At 60.3% G+C, this 19722-nt stretch carries 18 protein-coding genes, 1 tRNA gene and 1 pseudogene; 14 read left to right on the plus strand and 6 right to left on the minus strand.

Going from position 1 to position 19722, the window contains the following annotated elements:
- Window positions 1-10: 10 nt before the first annotated feature.
- Window positions 11-2551 (plus strand): tape measure protein, encoded by a 2541-nt coding sequence (locus tag ACV7JP_RS16045; RefSeq protein WP_457796653.1) that lies wholly within the window; start codon window positions 11-13, stop codon window positions 2549-2551.
- Window positions 2552-3480: 929 nt separating this feature from the next.
- Window positions 3481-3780: a hypothetical protein gene (locus ACV7JP_RS16050; protein WP_457796654.1), complete on the plus strand. Its 300-nt coding sequence runs from the start codon at window positions 3481-3483 to the stop codon at window positions 3778-3780.
- A 335-nt stretch (window positions 3781-4115) separates the two neighbouring features.
- On the opposite strand, the pseudogene tnpC reads toward ACV7JP_RS16050, so the two are convergent.
- The 4 genes and pseudogenes from tnpC to ACV7JP_RS16070 all read right to left on the minus strand — a co-directional run bounded on the left by tnpC (window position 4116) and on the right by ACV7JP_RS16070 (window position 6518).
- Window positions 4116-5647: pseudogene (gene tnpC, locus ACV7JP_RS16055) on the minus strand (IS66 family transposase).
- Window positions 5648-5714: 67 nt separating this feature from the next.
- Window positions 5715-6071 carry an IS66 family insertion sequence element accessory protein TnpB gene (gene tnpB, locus ACV7JP_RS16060; RefSeq protein WP_457796655.1) on the minus strand — a complete coding sequence of 119 codons (357 nt, stop codon included), beginning with the start codon at window positions 6069-6071 and terminating at the stop codon, window positions 5715-5717.
- Window positions 6068-6196 (minus strand): hypothetical protein, encoded by a 129-nt coding sequence (locus ACV7JP_RS16065; protein WP_457797107.1) that lies wholly within the window; start codon window positions 6194-6196, stop codon window positions 6068-6070. Before ACV7JP_RS16065 ends, tnpB begins: the two co-directional genes overlap by 4 nt.
- Window positions 6156-6518, minus strand: coding sequence for a transposase (locus tag ACV7JP_RS16070; protein WP_457796656.1), 363 nt, complete (start codon window positions 6516-6518; stop codon window positions 6156-6158). The genes ACV7JP_RS16065 and ACV7JP_RS16070 overlap by 41 nt, the downstream gene beginning before the upstream one ends.
- Before the next feature lie 229 nt (window positions 6519-6747).
- On the opposite strand from ACV7JP_RS16070, the gene ACV7JP_RS16075 reads away from it, so the two are divergent.
- The 3 genes from ACV7JP_RS16075 (at window position 6748) to ACV7JP_RS16085 (ending at window position 8786) form a co-directional block, all read left to right on the plus strand.
- Window positions 6748-6972 carry a hypothetical protein gene (locus ACV7JP_RS16075; RefSeq protein WP_457796657.1) on the plus strand — a complete coding sequence of 75 codons (225 nt, stop codon included), beginning with the start codon at window positions 6748-6750 and terminating at the stop codon, window positions 6970-6972.
- A 212-nt stretch (window positions 6973-7184) separates the two neighbouring features.
- Complete coding sequence (locus ACV7JP_RS16080) at window positions 7185-7436, plus strand: hypothetical protein (protein WP_457796658.1); 252 nt, start codon at window positions 7185-7187, stop codon at window positions 7434-7436.
- Window positions 7437-7676: 240 nt separating this feature from the next.
- On the plus strand, window positions 7677-8786 hold the full coding sequence (locus tag ACV7JP_RS16085) for a tyrosine-type recombinase/integrase (RefSeq protein WP_457796659.1): 1110 nt from the start codon (window positions 7677-7679) through the stop codon (window positions 8784-8786).
- Between the two features lie 25 nt (window positions 8787-8811).
- On the opposite strand, the gene ACV7JP_RS16090 is transcribed toward ACV7JP_RS16085, so the two are convergent.
- Window positions 8812-8896: transfer RNA gene (locus tag ACV7JP_RS16090), tRNA-Leu, on the minus strand.
- Window positions 8897-9058: 162 nt separating this feature from the next.
- On the opposite strand from ACV7JP_RS16090, the gene ACV7JP_RS16095 reads away from it, so the two are divergent.
- From ACV7JP_RS16095 to ACV7JP_RS16110, 4 genes are all read left to right on the plus strand, one after another.
- Window positions 9059-9637 (plus strand): YqaA family protein, encoded by a 579-nt coding sequence (locus ACV7JP_RS16095; protein WP_457796660.1) that lies wholly within the window; start codon window positions 9059-9061, stop codon window positions 9635-9637.
- A 13-nt stretch (window positions 9638-9650) separates the two neighbouring features.
- Window positions 9651-10241, plus strand: coding sequence for a disulfide bond formation protein B (locus ACV7JP_RS16100; protein WP_457796661.1), 591 nt, complete (start codon window positions 9651-9653; stop codon window positions 10239-10241).
- A 608-nt stretch (window positions 10242-10849) separates the two neighbouring features.
- On the plus strand, window positions 10850-13591 hold the full coding sequence (locus ACV7JP_RS16105) for a glycosyltransferase family 2 protein (protein WP_457796662.1): 2742 nt from the start codon (window positions 10850-10852) through the stop codon (window positions 13589-13591).
- Window positions 13592-13617: 26 nt separating this feature from the next.
- Entirely contained in the window at window positions 13618-14391 is a 774-nt protein-coding gene (locus tag ACV7JP_RS16110; protein WP_457796663.1) for a class I SAM-dependent methyltransferase, read from the plus strand.
- A 126-nt stretch (window positions 14392-14517) separates the two neighbouring features.
- Here ACV7JP_RS16110 and rlmN read toward each other — a convergent pair whose 3' ends face one another.
- Window positions 14518-15765 carry a 23S rRNA (adenine(2503)-C(2))-methyltransferase RlmN gene (gene rlmN, locus ACV7JP_RS16115; protein WP_457796664.1) on the minus strand — a complete coding sequence of 416 codons (1248 nt, stop codon included), beginning with the start codon at window positions 15763-15765 and terminating at the stop codon, window positions 14518-14520.
- Between the two features lie 84 nt (window positions 15766-15849).
- On the opposite strand from rlmN, the gene ACV7JP_RS16120 reads away from it, so the two are divergent.
- From ACV7JP_RS16120 to ACV7JP_RS16140, 5 genes are all read left to right on the plus strand, one after another.
- Entirely contained in the window at window positions 15850-16509 is a 660-nt protein-coding gene (locus ACV7JP_RS16120; protein ID WP_457796665.1) for a methyltransferase family protein, read from the plus strand.
- A gap of 72 nt (window positions 16510-16581) precedes the next feature.
- A complete protein-coding gene (locus ACV7JP_RS16125; protein ID WP_457796666.1) occupies window positions 16582-17910 on the plus strand; it encodes a glycosyltransferase in 1329 nt (442 codons plus the stop codon).
- Window positions 17895-18251, plus strand: a complete 357-nt coding sequence (locus ACV7JP_RS16130) for a protease inhibitor I42 family protein (protein WP_457796667.1) — start codon at window positions 17895-17897, stop codon at window positions 18249-18251. Before ACV7JP_RS16125 ends, ACV7JP_RS16130 begins: the two co-directional genes overlap by 16 nt.
- A 59-nt stretch (window positions 18252-18310) precedes the next feature.
- The gene (locus tag ACV7JP_RS16135; protein ID WP_457796668.1) at window positions 18311-18781 is read left to right on the plus strand and encodes a hypothetical protein; all 471 of its coding nucleotides are present in this window, start codon (window positions 18311-18313) and stop codon (window positions 18779-18781) included.
- Between the two features lie 104 nt (window positions 18782-18885).
- Window positions 18886-19560 carry an HAD family hydrolase gene (locus tag ACV7JP_RS16140; RefSeq protein WP_457796669.1) on the plus strand — a complete coding sequence of 225 codons (675 nt, stop codon included), beginning with the start codon at window positions 18886-18888 and terminating at the stop codon, window positions 19558-19560.
- Window positions 19561-19722 lie beyond the last annotated feature (162 nt).

Raw genomic sequence — 19722 nt, forward strand, 5'->3', positions numbered from 1 at the left:
GGATTGGACCATGGCCGAGACGGCTGAACAGCTTGTTGTTTCTCTTGAAGCGCGAATCCGGGACTTTGAGAAAAATTTTCAAAAGGCCTCTCGCGCCGCCAATGACAATTGGCGTTCTATCGAGCGTCGCGGCGAGCAAGGCGCAAAGAAACTCGAAAGCACCTTCGCGCAGGCGACGAAAGGCGTTTCGAATCAGTTCAAGCTCATGGCGACAAGCGCAGCGGGGGCGCTCACGGCGGCGTTGGGCGTCGCGCAACTGAAGAAGTATGCCGACGAATGGACGGCCGCGCGTTCGAAGATCGCAGCCGCCGGCGAAGAGCTTGGAAACGTCGCGGCGCGCCAGTCGCAGCTTGCCGACCTTGCGATTGCGAGCCGGTCTGATCTTGGCGCGGTTGTCGATCTATACACGGGCCTGAAGCGCAGCACGGCTGACCTTGGCGCGTCGCAGGCGCAAGTCCTGAAGGTGACGGGCCTTATTTCGAAGGCCTTCGCAGTCTCTGGCGCGTCGAGTGAGACGACGGCCGGCGCAATCCTGCAACTCAATCAAGCTTTGGCTTCCGGGGCGCTCCGGGGCGATGAATTGAATTCTGTTCTTGAAGGCGCGCCGCCCCTCGCGCGCCTTATCGCTAAAGAGTTTGGCGTGGGCGTCGGGCAACTGAAGTCGCTTGGCGAGCAAGGGAAGCTTACGGCCGATCGCGTCTTTTCCGCCATCCTGAACGGCGCGAGCACGATCGAGGGCGAGTTTTCGAAGACGACGCCGACGATTGCGCAAAGCGTCCAAATCCTGACGACAAGCCTTCAGCGCTATGTCGGCGAGGTTGATCAGGCGACGGGCGTCTCTGGGGCGCTTTCCGGCGCAATTCAGGGCCTCGCCGGTCATATGAATGTAGTCGCGCCCCTAGCAGCAACTTTCGCGGCTGGCCTCGCGGGCTTCTATACAGGCGGACCGATCGTCGCCGGAATCAGCGCCGCGACCGTCGCGCTCGCCGGATTCGGGAACCAAATGCACCCCATCGCCGGCGAGTTGGCCTCGTTGGCCAACTATGCGCGCGTCGCCTTCGATCTAGTGAAAGATCAGGGCAGCGAGGCGGCGGGCTGGTTCTCCGCGCAGTTCGGCCGGGCGGCGGCGCTTGTCTCACAGGCGCTCGCTTCGATCGACGCCGGAGATGCGCTGGCGCATCTGCTTTCGGCCGTGAAGGCGACCGCAAACTTAACAATTGGCGCATTCGTCGCCGCTGGTCATGCGATCGTCGGGGCGTGGAACGCGACCGGCGCGGCTATCGTCAATACGATCGTCGGCGCAATGAACGCCGTTATTTCCGCCGTCGAGGGCGCGGCGAATAAGGTCGCGCAGATCGTCAATTCGATCACTGCGGCGGCGAATGCTGGCGCTGGGACCGCTTTCCCGCAGATCGCGCCGATTCAGATTGGCCGAATTGCTGGAACCTACCGCACGGCCGGCGAGATTGCCGGCAAGGCGTTCGCAGATGGCGCGGCGGCGCTGAAACAGGATTATCTCGGCGATATCGAGGACGCCCTGAATCGTCTCCGCGACAGGGCAAATAAGGCCGCGATCGATCGCACCTTCAATCACAGGGCGGCTCCTGACGATGGCGATCTAAACGCGCCGCTGAAGACCGCGCCGGGAAAATCCGGAAGCGGAGCCGGGAAGGGCGGTCACAAGCCGAAAGCCGACCATGAAAACGATTTTCAGCGTGAGATTGCTGATCTTGAACGCCGGGCGCGCGCCTTCGATCAGGAACGCGAGGCTATCGGAAAAGAAGCTATCGATGCCGAAAAAACAAAAGCGGCATTCGAGTTGTTGGAGGCGGCGAAAAAATCGAACGTTGAAATAACTCCGGAGCTTCAGGCGAAGGTAAATGATCTTGCCGGCGCGTATGCGAATGCGAAGGTGAAGCTCGATGAAGCGAAGCAGGCGCAAGAGGAATGGCAATCTGGCGTCAAAGCGTTCGGCGACGATCTTAAATCGGCGTTTTCGGAAGCGCTTTTGAACGGCGAGCGCCTCGATAAAGTTCTCGACGGTCTCTTAAAGAAAATGGCGAGCCGACTTTTCGACAAGGGCTTTGATGGAATTTTCAATGCGCTGACAGGAAACGGCGGCGCTGGAATGTTCGGAATGCTTAGAGGCATTTTCGGTTTTGCGGATGGCGGATATATTCGCGGACCGGGAACGGGACGAAGCGACAGCATCCCGGCATATATTAGCAATGGCGAATATATTGTGAACGCCCGCGCCACGTCGCGGCACCGTGGGTTGCTCGATGCGATCAATTCCGGTCGCATCCCGAAATTTGCCAGTGGTGGAATTGTCGGCGCGCCATCAATCTCGACGCCGGCATTTGCGGCGGGGAAGGGCGCGCCGATCAATCTCACGTCGAATGTGACCTTGAACGCCGCTGGCGGGACGGATGAACAAAACCGCGATCTTGCGAAGCAGACAAGCCGGGCGGTCGAACAGCAAATTCGCGCGGTGGTTGTAAGTGAAATTGCAGCGCAGCTTCGACCCGGCAATCTTTTGTCGGCGCGATAACCGTAGTCGAGATTGTGCCACCCTTTCCGGAGAGACTGGTATAGCGACTATACGGAAAGATCTGGCTGTAATTCGACAGTAGAGCTGAGAATAATTTCTTTGAAAAAAATGAAATACCATTGCAAGGCATAGCGACTGTATCGTATAATTCTCTTGCGCTAAGTCGCGAGCACCCAAAGCACCCAACGAACCAAAGCAAGCAAAGCACCCAACGAACCAAAGCAAACAAGCAATCCATCATTCCGGAACGATCCGGATCAGTTTTAGTTGTCGGTGCAATACGGCGGGGCTAAGACTTAAAGCGCGAACCGTGGGTCCCTCAAGCGCGCAAGGCAGTCTCAAAACCAGAAGCCGACAGGGCAGGCCGACGTTAGGTCTGGAAAGTTGCTGGTAAGCATAGCGCCAACGTCGGTAGCTATGTGGCGGCGAGCGAAGCGGGTTTTCCTACCGAAAGGGCTTTTTCCCGCTTCCGCTGTCCTAGAGGACTAACCCGAGCGTTTCCTTTAGCGTCTCTCCGGAGGCGCTTTTAATGGGAAACACTTGGGTTAGTCGTCTATGGGCAGCTCACAATTTTTCGATAATGGGCGCGCCCTTTGGGACGCGCCCGTTTTTTTTGAAACCCCTCCGGTTTTGGCGAAGCCTAGATCGACTATCGGAGTTCCTGCTTTTTCAACCCCTCCGGAGTTCCGCCGGAGGCCTCGCGTCATGCCGCCCCCTTCCTTTTCCCGGTTCCCATCCTAATCATTAGGACCTAATCATTAGGGCCTAATCATTAGGCTGCGGCTCCCACCCTAATCATTAGTGCTTGCCTCGCTAATCATTAGGGCCTAATCATTAGGCTCCGGTTCCCGTCCTAATCATTAGCGCTTGCCTCACTAATGATTAGGACCTAATCATTAGGTTCGGCAATGGCTAAGTCACAGGTAGCAATGAACAAGGTTTACCGGGCGAAAATCCGACAGGAGCGCGCGACGCTTCGTGACGAGCTTGCTCAGCGTGACGCGAGGATCGCTGAGCTTGAAGCGAGGATCGCGAAATTTGAATCTGTGTTCCGGAAAGTCAAAAAGACCGTTCCAAAAATCGTCGCGCTGCGCACTCGCAATGCCGAGTTGGAAACCGAAAATTCAGTGCTTAAGGATCGGCTCGCCACGATCGAAGAGCCGCGCACTCAGAAGGTAAACGAAGAAGTTAATAAGATACTCGCGCAGATAGATAATATAGAAGAATAGTGGCTCATATATTTGATTTAATCATTGCAAATGTATCCGTTTCCATTACAATATTCATGTGCGTTTTTGCGTGCTTTTTTCCTCTGGTAAAGCGCTGCGGCCTATACCCTGCCGCAGCGCTTTTTTTTCGTTCAATCCAGCATGTCAGTCATAACTGACTTAAGTTATTGAAATTTAATGAAATTATATATTGACGCCACGAATCCCGGCGTGCGAGTCACTTCGCGTCGCAAATCAGCGCGGAGAGCAAATCAAATGAAAATTTGGAACACCAAGCTTGAAGACTTTATCGACGACTTTCTGAACGCACAGGAGGTAAAGCGTAACCGCTGTTTTCAGGCCACGTGTTTGAGAGCGACCGGCTGCGCGTAGGCCCATGGCATGAGCTCGTCGAGTTTGCTCGCGAGATGTCCGTCGACGATCTTCGCGAGGACATCGGCCATATAGGCCATCGGATCGACGCCGTTCAGTTTGCAGGTCTCGATGAGCGACGCGACGATCGCCCAGTTTTCGCCGCCTCCGTCCGAACCCGCGAAGAGCGCGTTCTTGCGATTGAGGGCAATGGGACGGATCGCGCGCTCGACGATATTGGAGTCGATCTCGGTGCGCCCGTCGTCGATAAAGCGCGTCAAGCCGTCCCAGCGTGAAAGCGCGTAGCGGATCGCCTCGGCGAGCTTGGTCTTCTGGCTGATCAGCGCGAGCTTCTCGCGCAGCCATGGCTCGAGGGCGTCGAGGATCGGGCGGGATTTTTCCTGTCGCGCTGCGCGCCGGTCGTCCGGGTTCTGCCCGCGGATGTCGCTCTCGATGGCGTAGAGCGCGCCGATGCGCGCCAGAGCCTCACTGGCGATCGGCGCGGGACCTGCTGCGGCGAGTTCGTAGAAGCGCCGGCGGACGTGAGACCAGCAGAAGGCGAGCGACACGCTGTTCTTCTGCGTCAGCGCGCGATAGCCGGCGTAACCGTCGACCTGCACGACGCCCGTGAAGCCGGCAAGATGCGTGAGCGGCTGCTCGGACTTTCGGTTTTGCGCATAGACATAGACTGCGATTGGCGGATCGGCGCCGCCCCATGGCCGGTCGTCACGCGCATAAGCCCAAAGTTGGCCGGTCTTGGTGCGCCCGCGCCCGGGGTCAAGCACCGGCGCCCTTGTCTCGTCGGCGAAGATTTTTGTCGACGATCTGATGTGTTCCAGAAGCCGCTCGTGCACGGGCCGCAAATGCCAGGCGGCGCGGCCAACCCAGTCGGCGAGCGTCGAACGGTCGAGGGCGATCCCCTGCCGGGCGTAGATCTGTGCTTGGCGATAGAGCGGCAAGTGATCGGCGTATTTGGAGACCAGTCATGGGCGATTGTCGCCTCGGTCGGCAGGCCGCCCTCGATCAGCCGCGCCGGGGCCGACGCCTGCACGATAGCGCCCTCGCAGGCGCGGCAGGCGTATTTGGGACGCCGCGTCACCAGCACGCGGAACTGCGCCGGCACGACGTCGAGCCGCTCGGAGACATCCTCACCGATCTGATGGAGCGCCCCCTTGCAGCAGGGACAGGCTTTATCCTCGATGTCGACGATGGTTTCGATGCGCGGGAGATGCGCAGGCAGCGCGCCACGGTTCGTGCGGCGCTTTCTGGACGCCTTCTCGCGTTCGGTGGCGGACTTGGCTTCCTCCTCCGCGGCGGCGCCCGCTTCCGTCTGTTCGACCTCTTCGAGCGCGAGCAGCATCTGGTCTTCGGGAAGGGTCTCGGCGCGTCGTCCAAAGCGATGGCGCTGCATCTCCTTGATGATCTGCACGAGACGATCGTTGCGCGCCCGCTCGGCGAGGAGCATCGCCTTCAGTTCGTTAGGATCGTCGGGAAGCGTCTCGACCGCCTGCGCCATAGACGCAGAAGACCATATTTTGTGCCGTCTTTCGACGCTCTCCGACGCCCTGATTCACTGTGTCGCATCATCCCGACAAGGCCGGCGCCGACGTCTCCTTCGCGCAGTGTACGCGCCGCCAGTCTAGCCCCTCCAGCAGCGCCGAAAATTGCGCCGCCGACAACCGCATCACCCCGTCTTCGATCTTCGGCCAGCGGAACTCGCCGTCCTCCAGTCGCTTGGCGAAGAGGCACACACCCGTGCCGTCCCAGAAGACAAGCTTGATGCGGTCCGCCCTCTTCGCGCGAAAGACGTAGATCGCGCCGTCGAAGGGATCGCACTGTATCGTCTCGCGCACCAGCGCCGCGAGACCCTCCGCGCCCTTGCGGAAGTCGACCGGCTTCGTCGCCACCATCACGCGCACCGCGCCCGTCGGACCGATCATTTGGCGGCTTTCAACGCCCGGATCACCGCAGCGATGGTCTTTGCTTGCGCGCCGCGTCCGACCCGAACCGTGACGCCATCAACTTCAAGTTCGATCGTCGGCGTCGAATCGACTTCCTGGCGCACAGCGCGTCGTTCGCGTTTGGTGAGCGGCGCGGGCGCAGGCCCTTGCGTGACTGCGGGAACGAACAATGGCGGCGCGCCTACGTCCTCGCGAGCCTCGGTCTCTTTGCGCGCCTGACGACGCCACGTAAAGCTGCTGCGGCGTCAGACCATGCCGCCGCGCCACTTCACAAACGCTCGCGCCCTCCGCGAAGCTCTCAGCGACAATCGCCGCTTTCTGATCCGCGCCCCACGTCCTCCGACGCCCCGAGCCCGTGAAGACCTCGATCCGCCGCGCCGGAAACGCTTCAGGCTCCGGCATATGTTTACGCTCTGAAATCGACATGTGTCGGAGCCCTCTATCGCTCCGATTATCGTCCCTACCGCTCGCTCAAAACAGGTGGGAGCAGAACAGCGCTTACGGTAAAGCTCTCGGAGCGGATGGACCGTGGATGGTCTACGGTCTGGAGCGGACTGCATCCAGACCACGGTCAATTTGCAGCGTTTGCCGACGCGGGCGGCGTCGAGGTGATCATCACCTCGGAGCGCTAAGGTCAATATATTAGGAGAAGCGTATGTTCCTGATTGCCAAAACTGAATCGAAGAATATTGAGAGCTTCCTGCGATCGATCGTGACCGCACATCGTGACGGAACCATTAGCGAGGATGAGGCCGTTGGCGACCTGTTTCACGCGCTCGCAGCGGCGGCGCGCGACAATGAGGCCGAGCTTTATAGCTTCGCCCGTATCCCGATTGACGAGCGCGTGAAGCACTATGAATCATGCGGCTTGCGCACCTGACCGGCGCCAAGATCGCAGCGACCAAGAGCCCGCCGGAGTCGGCGGGCTTTTTTCTTCTCGAAACGCCTACTCCATCACATGCGGCAATCTGTCGCGGTCGCGACTCTCTTTTTTAGCTATATCGGCTAAGGTCAGGCGGTCCCCGTCTGGCGTCCTTGGCCCGGCGCGCGATTAGGTTGTGGTGCGCCGGGCCTCAACCTAAAGGATGTCCTATGTCTACAAACGCGGAACATCATCAGCTTCCGGCGCTTCATGCTCGGATCGCTGAGCTTGAGAAGACGGTTGGATTGCTCGGCGTCGAGATCGTCCGGCGCGACGATCGTATCGACGAACTCGAAAATAAGATCAGCGAGTTTCTCGACGAGGTGGCCGCAGACGACGGCGCTACCGGCGATGATGGATATGACGAGTTGGAGCGCCGCGACGAAGCGCCCGCGCCTCGCATCGTGATTAACGTGTTCTAAAGATGGAAAAGCGCCGCAAGTTCTGTTGCGGCGCTTTCATTCTCCTATGAGCCGCAAAGCCTCCCGCTTCACAGAAGCCGACCTTCGCCGGGCCATCCGCGCAGTTCAAAAAGAGAGCGCGCCAATGGAAATCCGCGTCGAGCCGGATGGCGCTATCCGCATCCTTCCTTTTACCGCGCCCCCGACGCCGGCAAACGACGCCAATAAGGGCCACGTTGCGCGCGAATCCCGGATTCGCCTATGATTCGGCCCGACGCAACCCCGACGCCGGAAGCCCTCATGCCGCGCAAGCGCCCGCTCTTCGTTCACTCTGAAATCACGCGCCATGATCGGCGCGTCTGGTATTTCAGGCGAGGGAAGGGGCTTCGCATCCGGCTTCCGGACTTTGGCTCGCCGGACTTCGCGGACGCTTACGCCGCAGCGCTTGCCGGCGAGGTCGTGAAGAAGAAGGCCGGCCCGAAGTCCGGCTCGCTGCGCTGGCTGATCGATCGCTATCGAGAAAGCAGCGCATGGACAGAGCTTTCTATGGCGACGCGCCGCGCCCGCGAGAACATCTTCAAGCGGATCATCGAGAGTGCCGGCGATGAGTCCTACGCGGCCATCACGCGCGCCGACATTGTCGCCGGTCGAGATCGACGCCGGGAGACACCATTCGCAGCGAATGACTATCTGAAGGCCATGCGAGCCTTCTTCAAATGGGCGGTCGAGGCGGAGCATGTCGGCACCAACCCATGCGACGGCGTGAAAGGCCTGACTCAGAAGACCGATGGTTTTCACGCCTGGACCGAGGAAGAAGTCACTCAGTTCGAAGCACGCTGGCCCATCGGCACGCGGGAGCGCCTTGCGCTGGCGATCTTACTCTACAGCGGCCTTCGCCGGGGCGACGCCTCGCAGCTTGGACGCCAGCATGTTCGATCAGGCGTTATAACAATGCGGACTGAGAAGACGGGGGCGGTTGTTCATATTCCTGTTAGAACGGAGCTTGCCGAGATCATCGCCGCGACGCCCTCGAAAGGCTTGGCGTTCATCTCGACGCCTTCCGGTAAGGCGATGACCAAGGAGAGCTTCGGCAACTGGTTCAAAGACGCCTGTATAGCCGCGAAGGTTCCCGGCTCTGCGCATGGCCTTCGCAAGCTTGGCGCGACCCGTCTCGCCAATGCCGGTGCGAGCGTTCACGAACTGCAAGCGGTCTTCGGGTGGGAGAGCGGGCGAATGGCTGAGGTCTATACGAAGGAAGCGGATCGCGCCCGGCTCGCGAAACAGGCGATGGATAAGCTGGACCGGGTTGAAACAGGAACATCTATTCCCGCACCTTCAAATCCGGTGCGGGTTTCAGGTGAGAAAAGCTAGTAATTTCAAGTGGATAGATATTGGATGGTGCCCCTGGCCGGAGTCGAACCAGCACTCCTTGCGGAACTCGATTTTGAGTCGAGCGCGTCTACCAATTCCGCCACAGGGGCCCTTGCGGCCGAGTCGGAGGATCGGGCGCGCGAGCGGGGCGGATATTAGCGGGGCGGGGCGCCTCGTCAACCCGGCGTTTGCCTTCTTTACGCTAATCTTTATCGTGCTGGCGGCTCTGACCGGCGCGCCCATCGGCGCCTCGGCCGCTCTGATGAGGCAAAATGAAGAAGCTTTACGACTGGACCATGTCCCTTGCCTCGAGCAAGCACGCGCCCTTCGCGCTCGGCGCCATCGCCTTTGCGGAAAGCTCCTTCTTTCCCGTGCCGCCGGACGTAATTCTTGTGCCGATGACGCTCGCCGAGCCAAAAAAGGCCTGGTATTTCGCGGCGGTCTGCACCATTGCCTCGGTGGCCGGCGGCGCGCTCGGCTATGCTTTCGGCGCGCTCTTCTACGACACGATCGGGCTGTGGCTCATCAATCTCTACGGCTACGCCGAGAAGATGGACGCGCTGCGCGCCTTCTATGCGCAATGGGGCGCGATCTTCATTCTGGTGAAGGGCTTCACGCCGATTCCCTACAAGCTCGTGACCATCGTCTCGGGCCTGCTGGCTTATAATTTCCCGCTCTTCATCGCGCTGTCCTTCATCACGCGCGGCGCGCGCTTCTTCGTGCTGGCGGCGGCCATCAACCATTTCGGCGATACGATCCGCCTCAAGCTCGAACGTCATTTCGGGCTTTTCATCGGCTCGCTCGCGCTGGTGGTGGTCGCGGGTTTCGCCGTCGCCGCCAAGATGTTTTAAGATCCTGCGAAGATTGCCCAATTCCAGGGTCTGGCGCGCGCTCGCGCTCGGCTTTTCGTCGCGCGCGGGCGAGCCGCTCGATATTGGGCGGGACGCGAGGGAAAGCGCCCGAACGATGCCTGTCGATCTCTATAAACCCGGAACGCTTGCGGCGCTGATCTTCGCCGCCGCCCTCGCGGCGATCGGCGGCGCGTGGGCGTATGAAGCGCTCGGCTATCTCCCCTGCGAGCTCTGCTACAAGGAGCGCATTCCCTATTACGCCGCCTTCGCCCTCGCGCCGCTGGCGGGCGTCGCCGCGCGGATGGGCCGGGCGGGCCTGGCGCGCGGCGCCTTTGCGCTCATGGCGCTGCTTTTCGCAAGCGACGCGGCGCTTTCCGTCTATCACTCGCTTGTCGAATGGAAGCTCGTCGCCGGCCCCGCCGACTGCTCCGGCGCGCTCTCGACGGCGGGCTCCATGGACGACTTCATGACTCAGCTCAAGACCGTGAAGGTCGTGCGCTGCGACGAGCCGGCGCTGCGGGTGCTGGGACTGACGCTGGCCAATTGGAACGTCGCGCTGACGGCGGCGCTGGCGTGGCTGTCGGCGGCCGGCGCGCGCCGATAGAGGCCGAATCTCCTTATCCCTGGCCGTCTTGCTCCACGCCGCCGCCGAGCGCGGCCGTGAGCGTAGTCGCGCAAATTCTGTTATACGGATCAAGCATTTGACCAGATTTATCGCCGTTTCTCGTCTTTTTTTGACAGATTTCTACTGAATACAAAAAATGTTAGCTTTCTTAAAGGCTTAGCATAATTTGAAATCGCAAAGCTTTTATAGTATTATATACATTATGAGATTGGGCGTTTCGGGGATATGTCGTCTATCGCCAATAGACGCGTCCAGAAATGCCTATCCGAATGAAAAGATTTATATTTTTGCGGAGGCCATCTTCATGTGCGGCGCTTCAACGCTTGTAGGGTCGAGTGATCCGGGCGGGGATACATGCCGTATTTCCTGACAATGTGCTTAGGCCGCCCCGCGCGCGACCCTCCAATCTCAATCGTGGCGTCTCAACCATTCCGTCATGGAGTCGTGAGTCCGCCAAATTCACGAAAGCAATCCATCGCGGCATAGCGCCGCGCATGTTCGCCGGCGTTTCGCGCACCGGGTCTCCCGGTCGCTGCGAAAGCGACGCCAAAATTTAGTGACGGAAGTGAAGAAAGAGGATGCGGAAATTGAAGGCGCTCTTCAGCTTCGACATGAGTCGCTTTGATCCGGATTTCTACGGCGAGTACTACGACGATCTCCGTGGATTTTCGCAGCGGGAGCTCAGGCTGCATTATCAGCGTCACGGCGCTGCCGAAGGCCGCTTCAAGAATTTTGAGGAAGCGATGCATTCCTTGCAACGTAGGCATGGCTCGCTTCCGGAGGATTTTTCTTCAGCTGAATACTTGCAGCTTAACCCTGAATTGCCATCTCAAGATTGGCGGCTAAAGCTGCATTATCTGCAGTTCGGCCGAAGTGAGGGCCGTCAATATCGAACTCCTGAACAAGTAGTAACCATCGACGAGCTTTTTTGCTCATTCGCTAAGATTACGAAAGTAGTTAATATAGTTGAAACTGGATCTGGAGTATCACAATTTACGACAGACGACCCACAGATATTATTTCAATTTCTTACAGATATTGTCCATAATTTCCACATCATGGATTTTATCATCCAGATCGAGCCCGCTGACGGCACCCAGGTCGATCCCCGTCTATATTTCGACTATGGAAGCGGGTTGTCCGAGGAAAACTCGGTCAATTTTGCAGAGGTCAAAAAGCATGTTTGGTCAGTTCACATTCCATTTCCAGCGCTTGCTGTAGGCTTCAGGCTCGATCCGGCTTCGGCACAAGGATTCGCACGTTTAACGAAGGCGTCTGTGCGGTTTACGCCGATCACTCAGCCTCTATTGGCTTGCTATCAGGCAGGCGGCGCGGATTTAGCGAAGGAAGTGCAGCGCATTGTAGAGCAGGTGGGCTTCAAGCTGCATTCGGAACAGCGAGCGAGAGGCGAAAACTCTCTCCTGGACACAGTTGATGCACAGCGCCGTGCTTACGCGATGGTGGCTGCCGGAGCGTTGCATGCTTTAAATAAGAATCTAGACGCTCGAAAAATCCAATATCGGCGGTGGGTTGATCGTTGCGACACGCTTTCGGAAAAAGACTTCGCCGATATGAAGGAGCAGGCTGGACGCTTTCCGATCAAGCCTCTCTTCTCGATTATTATGCCAACATACAACTCGAATATAAAGTTACTTGATGAAGCGATTAAAAGCATACTTGCGCAGACGTACAGGAATTTTGAAATTTGCATTGCGGACGACTGCTCCACAAGGGAGGAGGTTCGTGAATTCATCGCTAAGATTGCGGCCGAGCACGACTGCATTCGTTATGTTTTTCGCGAGAAGAACGGGCATATTTCGGAGTGCTCAAACTCTGCTATTAACCTCGCGAGCGGCGAATATCTCGTTCTTGTCGATCACGACGACGTGATCGCCCCTCATGCGCTCTGGATGGTCGCCTACTACACCAATGTTCATCCGAACGCGAAAATACTTTATTCAGACGAGGACAAGCTCGAAGTCGACGGCGGCAGATGCGATCCCTATTTCAAGGGCGACTTCGACAATTACCTCATGTACGGGCATAATCTGGTCAGTCATCTCGGCGTTTACGCCACGTCCCTCGTTCGGAAGGTGGGCGGTTTTCGGAAGGGATATGAGGGAAGTCAAGATTACGACCTCCTTCTTCGCTGCGCGGACGCGTGCGAGCCCCGAGATATCATTCATATTCCCCATGTGCTGTATCATTGGCGCAAAGTGATCGGGTCCACGGCCGTTTCGGCGGATCAGAAGGATTACGCAATCGTTGCGGCGCGCAAGGCGATCAGCGACCATTTCGTCCGAAGGGGCCTGCCCTATCTGTCTGTTGAGGGCAAATTTCCTGGGAATTCCTCGATCAAAATCACTCCCGAAGTTTGGGATCGACCGAGGAACGTCGCCGTCATCATACCGACGCGGGATCGCGTCGAGGATTTGACCGCTTGCTTGAAGTCGATTGAGCAGGCGAGTTCGCAACCTCATGAAATCGTGATTGTCGATAACGACTCGGGGGAGGCCGAGACTCTGAGCTTTCTCGATAGCTACGCAGCGCGCGAGGACCGCGCCAGGGTCATTCGCTACCCAGGGGAATTCAATTTCTCCGCCATCAACAATCGTGCGGCGAAAAGCGTTGAAAGCGAGATTATTTGCTTCCTGAACAACGACACAGAGGTGCTTGCAGAAGATTGGCTAAAACGAGCGACGGCGCATTTCGAAATTCCCGACATTGGCGCGGTCGGCGCGAAGCTTCTTTTTCCTGGCGGGGCGATACAGCATTTCGGAGTTTACCTCGGGATGGGCTCGCATAGGACAGCGGCGCATCCGCATTTGGGCATTGGCGGCGACGCGCCCGGGTATTGTTCCAAGGCTACGCTCATTCAGCAGTTCTCAGCTGCGACGGCAGCTTGTCTGTTTGTTCGTCGCAATGTGTTCGAGTCAATCGGCGGTTTCGATGAAGCTCTGAAAGTCGCTTACAACGACGTTGACCTGTGTATTCGGATCAGACGGGCGGGCTACCGCATTATCGTTGATCCAGAAGTGCTGCTACTCCATAAGGAATCGCTCACGCGCGGGCATGACGTTTCTCCGGAGAAGGCGGCGCGGCTTGACCGCGAGGCTACAATGATGAGGGAGAAATGGGCTGCAGTGCTCGATGCCGACCCCTTCTACAGCCCAAATCTCTCCCTGAACGCAGATTTCACGCCCGCATTCCCGCCGAGGGCCACCTATCCTTGGAAGCTTCCTTCAAAATGGCACGCAGAAAAGCAAAGCACAAGCTGGAAAACAGTAAGGTCATTCTTTAGTAAGGGCGATAATAGGACTCGCGTTTGACAACGCCTTTACATGGAGAGCGCTTAATGTTGGTCAATGATAACTACGTCGCTGGGTTTCCCAGCGCGGAAGCTGCGGTTTCCCTTTTTGCTGGAACTTGGTCTTCCAAACTGCCCCTAGAAGGCGTCGAGAGCGGATATGCGCCGCTTTTCAGCGACGGACGGGTTGAGTGGTTCCTTTCCCAACTCGGCTCGATACAGGGTATGAATGTTCTTGAGTTGGGACCGTTGGAAGCAGCCCACACCTATATGTTGCATAAAGCAGGCGCGGGGCAGATCACCGGCATCGAAGCGAATTCGCTCAGTTTCCTGAAGTGCTTACTTGTGAAAGAAATTTTTGGGCTAGACCGCGCGAAGTTTCTGCTTGGGGATTTTACTTCCTTTTTCAGTCGGAGCGGCCAAACCTTTGATCTGATCGTTGCAAGCGGGGTATTATACCATTTGACCGATCCGCTCGTTGTCCTGTCAGGAATGGTAAAGGCTGCGCCTCGGATTTTTATCTGGAGCCATTTTTTCGACGACGACGCCATGCCGGTTGGAGACCCTCGAAGGGCGGCTTTGACGGGCGAAGTCGTCCAACGGACGATCGACGGACAAACGCTGAACTACCATATGCGCAGCTACGGCGGAAAGGTTACGGCGCGTGACTTCTGCGGGGGAATCTACTCAGAGTCGGTATGGCTCGAGTTGAAGCAGGTCCGCGCGCTCCTGGAGGGCCATGGCTATGTAGTCACGACAGCCCTGGAGGAGCCTGCGGCCGCCAACGGGCCGGCCGCCTGTCTTCTTGCAACCCGTGCGTAGAAGAGCCCATTCCTGAGTGGCGGTCGCGAAGCCGCGGCGGCCCTCAGCGTCGTACTACCCAACAATCCTCCCGCTCCGTCGCTCTTGGCAGCGTGATCTTATCGCCGGCGGCGGCGGGCGGCGTCCCTATTCCGCCGCGTCCTGCGCCGCCAACCTCGCCCGAGCCCTCAGCTTCTCCGTTTCGCTCTTCAACTGCCCGCAGGCCGCCAGAATGTCCCTCCCGCGCGGCGTGCGGACGGGGCTGGCGTAGCCGGCGGCAAAGACGATGTCGGAGAAGCGCTCGATCGTCTCCCAGTCCGAGCATTCATAGGGCGCGCCGGGCCAGGGATTGAAGGGGATGAGATTGATCTTGGCCGGCACGCCCTTCAAGAGCCGCACCAGCTCGCGCGCCTCGGTGGGGCTGTCATTGATCCCCTTCAGCATCACATATTCGAAGGTGATGCGCCTTGCATTGCTGGCGCCGGGATAGTCGCGGCAGGCCTGCAGCAGCTCTTTGATCGGATATTTCCGGTTGAGCGGCACGAGCTCGTTGCGCAGATCGTCGCGCACGGCGTGGAGCGAGATGGCGAGCGCCGGCCCGCATTCCGCGCCCAGCCGCTCGATCTGCGGCACGACGCCGGAGGTCGAGACCGTGATGCGGCGCTTGGAGAGCGAGAGCCCGTCGCCGTCGGCCATGACCTCGATCGCGGCCATCACGTCGTCGAGATTATAGAGCGGCTCGCCCATGCCCATGAAGACGATGTTGGAGACGGCGCGCACGCCTTCGCCCGAGGGCGCGAGCCCGTCCGTCGGACGTTCGCGGTCGGGGAAGTCGCCGAGCCGTTGCCGGGCGACGAGCAACTGCCCGACGATCTCGGCGCAAGTCAGATTGCGCACGAGCTTCTGCGTGCCGGTGTGGCAGAAGCTGCAATTCAGCGTGCAGCCGACCTGCGAGGAAACGCAGAGCGTGCCCCGGTCGCTCTCGGGAATATAGACGCATTCAACCTCGGCGCCCTTGTCCCGCGCGTCGACCGGCGCAAGGCGGAGCAGCCATTTGCGCGTTCCGTCGACCGAGACCTGCTCCTCGACGATCTCCGGCAGGCGCAAATCGAAGGCGCTGTCCAGCGTAAGGCGCAGCGCCTTGGAGATGTTGAGCATCTCGCCGAAGTCGCGCGCGCCCCGGAAATAGACCCAGTGCCACAATTGCGAGACGCGCATGCGGATTTCGCGCTCGGCCAGGCCGAGTCCGCGCAAGGCGTCGCCGAGCTCGGCGCGGGTCATGCCGGCGAGCGACGGCTTTGCGGAAGCATGCGTGGATTGTAGCGGGGCGGTCATGGAAACCTCGAAATCGAAGCCATTTATAGCACGCGTCGGCGAGATTCCAGGCGTCGTCATTGCAGGGAAGAGCAATCCGGAGGCGCGACGGCTCCGGATTGCTCTTCCCGCGATGACGGCCCGCAGAAGGATGGGCGAGCCGCTATGAAGCCAACGCTGGCCAGAACCGCGTCAGTCGCGGCGTCGATCGCTATCTATCTCGGATTGGCGGTTGTCGCCGGCGGGGGACCGGGCCTGTTTTTCGCCAACCCGGCGCGGACCGCGCTCGCATTCGTCACCGTCGCTCTGGGCGTGGCGTCTCTCTTCGTCGGCGGCAATCTGAGCCCCGGGGTGCGAGAGGACCGCGGCAATCGGTGGGTCATCGCCGTCTTCGCGATCCTCGGCCTCGCCGGAGCCTATGCGCCGCCCTGGGCCGATCGGATCGGGCTTTGGCCCATCGACGGCGACGCCGTCCGCTGGCTTGGCGTCGCGCTGCTTGCGGCGGGCGGCGCTCTCCGCTTGTGGCCCGTGGCCGTTCTCGGCCGGAGATTCAGCGGGCTGGTCGCGATCCAGCCGGACCATCGGCTCGAAACGACCGGCCTTTACGGCGCCATCCGTCATCCGAGCTATCTCGGCCTGCTCATCGGCGCGCTGGGCTGGGGGCTCGCATTCAACACCATGGTGGGCGTATTTCTGGGCGCGCTCAACGCCTTGCCTCTCATCGCCCGGATTCGCGCCGAGGAAAGGCTCCTGCGCTCGCATTTCGGCGCCGAATATGACGCCTATCGCGCAAGAACGTGGCGGTTGATCCCGGGTCTCTATTAGGGCAGGCTGAAACAACCGCCGAAAAGCGTTCTCGAGAACGGGTCGCCTCGAAAAGGCGGCCGGAAGATTCGATTGGAAAAGCCGGGTGCCAAAATCCTCATCGCGACCTTCGGATCGCTGGGCGATCTCCACCCCTTTGTCGCGCTCGCGCATGCGCTGGCGCGCGAGGGTTTCGCGCCGGTCATCGCCACCAGCGCCGCCTATGGCGAATATGTCCGGGGGGAGGGCCTCGGCTTCGCGCCCATTCGGCCGGACGCCGACGACCTCACTACGCGGCTTGGCATGGATCTGGGCGAGATCGCCCGCAAAATGTCGGAAGACGACAAGTTTCTCTTCGACACGCTGATCTTTCCCCATCTCCGGGAAAGCTATGACGATCTTCTGGCCGCGAGCGCCGGCGCGGTCGCCATCGTCTCGCACAGCCTCGCCTTTTCGGCGCGGCTCGTGGCGGAGACCCGCCGCCTGCCGCTCGCCACGGTGCTGCTCTCGCCGATGATGCTCTATTCGGCCTACGACCCGCCGCTCGGCTCGCGCGCGCCCTTGCGCCGCGCGCCGGTCGGAACGGTCGAGATCGCCTATAACCGCTTCCTGCTCTGGTCGCTCTCCCACGCCATCGCGCTCTGGGCCGAGCCTTTGCGGCGCCTGCGGCGCCAACTGGGCCTGAAGCCCCGCTACGGACTTGACCTGCTGCTCGGGGTGAAATCAAGCGACGCCGTCATCGGCCTGTTCAGTCCGGCGCTCGCGCCGCCGCAGCCGGATCACGGCTCGCGCACGCTCATCGCCGGGCACACTTTCCACGACCGCTATCTGGGCGGCGCCGCGCTCTCGGCCAATCTCTCGGCCTTTCTGGATCATGGCGCGGCCCCCATTGTCTTCACGCTCGGCAGCTTCGTCGCCCGGGCGCGACAGGATTTCTACCGGGACTGCGTGACGGTCGCGCGCCGGCTCGGGCGCCGGGCGGTGCTGCTGGCGCATGAGGACGACCTTCCGTCGCTCATGGGAGAGCAGGACGGCGACATCTGCGTCGCGCCCTATGCGCCGCATTCGGCGGTGTTTCCGCGCGCCTGGGCCGTGGTTCATCACGGCGGCGTCGGCACGACGGGGCAGGCGCTGCGCGCCGGCCGGCCGCAGCTCGTCGCGCCCTTTCTGGGCGACCAGTTCGACAATGCCGAACGGGTGCAACGGCTCGGCGTCGCCCGCATCGTCGACGGAAAGACCGCTACGCCGGAGGCGATGCGGCGGGAGCTCGAGCGTCTCGACGGCGTCTATGAGGGGCGGGCCGCCAATGTGGCGGAAAGCGTGCGGCGCGAGGACGGCGCCGCGACGGCGGCGTCGCGGATCGCGGCGCTGGTCGCGCCGGGTCCTCCAAAAGGGGAGGCCGCCCGATGGGACGCGCGCTGATTTTGGCCGCGGCGGCGCTCGTCGCCGCCATGCAGGGGGCTCGCGCCGAGACGCTGCGCCTCTCGCCGGGCGAGAGCGCGCGCATCGAATTGACCGAAAACCCTTCCACCGGATTTAGCTGGCGGATCGATGCGCGGGCGAGCGCCGGGCTCGATCGGGTGGCGATCGCGGATGAGGGCTACAAGGCCGGGGCCAATATGCCCGGCGCGCCGGGGGCGCATGGCTGGCTCATTCGCGGCGCGGCGCCCGGCCAGGCGGTGATCCAATTCGTCTATCAGCGCCCATGGGAGCCCGCGCCGATAGAGGCGCGACGCGTGGAAGTCGTTGTTCGCGCGCACTGATTGCCCTGGAGCTTGCAATCGCATAGGCTGCCGAAGGACCGATTTGCATGGGATTTTGCATGAGCCGTTTCCTTCTTGCCGCCGCGGTCGCATTCGCCCTGCCGCATTCGCCCGCGCTCGCCAAGACGCTTTGGGGCGGCAAGCCGCGGCCTTATTTGGAGGCCCGGCCGACCGAGGAGGAGTCCGACGCCGCCGTGCGCGCCGCCTGCATGTTTGACGGCTTGATCTCGTTGCGTCTCGGCGCGGTCTATGGCGTCGGCAAGGGAAACGGCGAGCCCGTTTCCGTGAGGATCGAGAGCGACGGGAAATCCGCCAGGGTGCAGGGCCTTTCCAGGAAAAGCCCCGATATCGAAATGACCGGCGGAACGGAGCTCGCAACCGAGCTTCCCTTGGACGACGCCGCGATCGGCGTCCTGTTCAGCGGCAAGGCGGTTTCGATCGTCACGCCCGACCAGAAGAAACATCCGCTGGTCGACGCCGACGCCTCGGGGACGGCCAAGAAATTTCTCGACCGCTGCCGGGGCGGCTGAGGCCTCCGCCCGTAATTGTCCCGCCGCATGGCGGCGGTCGATTGGCCCATAGGCGCGCGGATGAAAAGTGAACGCAGAATTGCGCGCGTCTGTTATGGTATATAATGATCTCGGCTGTTCTTTTTGATCTCGACGAAACATTGCTTGACCGAACCGGTTCGCTGGTCGCCTTTCTTGCCGACCAATATCACCGCTTTGGCGATCGGCTAGGTTCTGCGTCCTTTGAGGCTTGGCGTGACGAATTTCTTGCTCTCGACGCGCGCGGCCATGTTCACAAGTCGCTAGTGTATCCGACTATTCTGGCTACCTTTAGTGGCGACCCGGCGATAGCTGAGCTCATGCTTGTGGATTACCAGGAAAACTGCTGCCGTTACGCCATGGCGTTCCGTGGCATGACCGAAACCCTTGCAACGCTGCGAGCCCGGGGCTTGGCGATCGGCGTGGTCACCAATGGCGAGTCTGCGTTTCAGTCACGGCATATTGAGGCTTTGAGACTCCGCGAACGCGTTGACGCGATTCTGATCTCGGAGAGCGAAGGATTGCGAAAGCCGGACAGACGTTTGTTTATGCGGGCCGCGAAAAGACTCGACGTGCAACCTGCACATTGTCTGTTCGTAGGCGACAACCCGACCGTCGACATTCTTGGCGCACATGCAGCGGGCATGGCGACAGCGTGGTTTCGCTCCGGCATGGCGTGGCCCGCTGACCTTGAGGCGCCACCCGGCGCAGTAATCGACGCTCTGCCCGAAGTTTTGGATTTGATTTGGCGGAAGGCTTAGATCACGTTGCGCTTAGGCGGAATCGCCTAAACGCAGATAGCATGGTCGGTTCTAAAGGCTTGAAGCCTGCGCCGCTCGAATTTCTCGGCGAACGTTCCTTCTCCGCCGTCAGTGCGAGGAGGCGAAGCCGACGAAGCAATCCAGAGCCGTGGCGCCGCTCCT

Source organism: Methylocystis sp. S23 (assembly GCF_054106005.1).